At 64.0% G+C, this 2,210-nt stretch carries 1 protein-coding gene; it reads right to left on the bottom strand.

What is annotated here, in order from left to right:
* A partial coding sequence (locus tag DF196_RS13050; RefSeq protein WP_146194769.1) for an S-layer homology domain-containing protein occupies nucleotides 1-2,210 on the bottom strand: 2,210 nt, incomplete at both ends.

Raw genomic sequence — 2,210 nt, 5'->3', positions numbered from 1 at the left:
TGGTTCGCGCTGTCGCCCGGGGTCACGTCGGAGAACTTCACGTCCGCGTAGGACTCGTTGAACTTCGGCGAGCCGGCGGCGCGGTACAGGAAGGCGGCGGCGTCCTGGCGGTTCAGGGTCGCGTACGGGGCGAACGTGCCGTCCGGGTAGCCGGTGGTGATCTTGTTCGCGGCGGCCCAGGCGATGGCGTCACGGAAGTCCTTGTTCGGGACGGTCGTGGCGTTCACGTCGGAGAACGGGGCCTGGGAGTCCACAGCCGGAGAGCCGGCGGCGCGGTACAGCCACACGATGTAATCCACACGGGCCAGCGGGGCGCCGTAGCCGAACGTGCCGTCAGCGTAGCCCTTCACGATGCCCTTCGAGGTCAGGTACGTGATCTCGGCGTTGTGGGTGCCGTAGTCGTCGTAGTTCACATCCGGGTAGGAGGTGTCGGCCACGATCTTGCCGGCGAACTCCTGGGCGAACTCGTCGGCCTTCTCGGCGGACAGGTTGTCGGCGACCTTCTTGTACACGGCCACGATGTCCTGGGCCTCGTGCTGGCCCTTCTGATAATCGTTGTCGGAGGACTTCACGGCGGTGGACAGCTTGAAGTACTTCAGCAGGTCGAGCACCACGCTGCGGCGGGTCGTCAGGAAGTCCTTCCAGGAGGCGTCGTTCGTGCCCTCGGGCTGGACCAGCACGTACGCGCCGGAGCCCTTGGTGGTGTACGCCCACTGGCCGGCGATCTTCTTGCCGCCGTTGAGCTGGATCGGCACGCCCGGCAGCGTGTAGGTCGCGTAGTAGTAGCCGGCGGCGTGGGAGCCGTCCTCCTTGACCGCGGTGCTGGTGGTCAGACCGGTCGCGTAGCCACGGGCCAGGTTCGACAGCAGGCCATTCACACCATACTTCGCGTCGAGGGTGTAGTTCACGTAGATCTTGTCGCCGGTCGGGTAGGTGTTGTCCACGGTCTTGGTCGTATCGATCTTGGAGGAGGCGACGACCTTGCCGAAGCTATCGGTGGAGGTGTAGTAGCCCTCGATGCTGTAGCCGGAGCGCTCGAGGTCGAGAGCCTTGAGCTGGGAGCCGATGGTCTGGTCGTTGTACAGCTTGACGGTCACGGCCTTGGCCTGATCGTACAGAGGGTACACGGTGAACAGACGGTACTGGGCAGCGGCCTCGTAACCGGCGATGATGTCCACGATACCCTGACCGTGCTGGGAATCGAAGTCGTAGGTCGGCACGGTGTTCGGCGCAATCGTGTCCCAGCTCTTCTTCACGAGTTGCGGGGTGAAGAAGCTGGCCACGTGCTTCGGGGTGCCGTTGACAAGGAACGTACCGTTGAGGTCGAACCAGCCGGCGAACGCGCTGTTGTTGATACGGGTCAACTCCTCAAGGGTCGTGTTGTTGTAGGCGTCCTTGAAGGTGGAGTTGGCCGTGGTGAAGTAGTACTTGTTGTACGCGGAGGTAGCGGAGGAATCCGCCAGGTGCACGCGGTACTCGGTGGCCTTCTGGAAATCAGTCGGGGTCACCGTGATGTCCTTGGCGTCCTTCGGCACACTCAGGGACTGGCCGTGTTCCACCTTGGTCGCGCCGGAAGTGCCGGAACCAACGGTGTACTGCCAAGCGTACGCCAGCTCCGGGTTGTTGGTGTTGGCGCCCTTGACAGCCTGGTAGTCATCAAGGGTGGCATTCAGGGCCACGTCGTACGCGGTCTTGGCGTTCACCAGCTTGCCGTCCTTGTACAGGCCGTAGGCGCTGGAGCCGCCGAAGTTCACCGTCACACCCTCGTCGGCCTTGGCGGTCAGCACGTCACCGCGCTTCGCGGACGCGACATCCTGATCCCAGCCGGTGAACACGTAGCCGTCGCCGGCCACGTCATCGGACGGGATCTGCCAATTGGCCAGCTGATCGCCGGAAGCCAGACGCACGTACACAGCACGACCTGCAGCAACCGTGACGACGTCACCGGCTCCGTCCGGGTCGCCGTTGGCGAACTCGGTCAGGCCTTTGGTGTTGAACGTGACGGAATCCTTGGCGCCGGAGGTCTCGGACGAGTCGGCGACCGCCCAGTGGGCGTACAGCGTGGTGCCATCGTCGAGCTTTGCGGACGGGTCGACGGCCTGGCCGCCGGCATCCGGGCTCGTGTACCAGCCGGTGAACTCATAGCCATTGTTCGTCAGCTTGCCGTACTTCGCGTACAGGTCCGTGCCGAACACGCCATCAGCGTACTG

The sequence above is a fragment of the Bifidobacterium callitrichidarum genome (assembly GCF_003129905.1).
GTDB lineage: Bacteria > Actinomycetota > Actinomycetes > Actinomycetales > Bifidobacteriaceae > Bifidobacterium > Bifidobacterium callitrichidarum.
The sequence above is the reverse complement of the archived record's forward strand: the minus strand, read 5'-3'. Positions and strand labels throughout refer to the sequence as shown.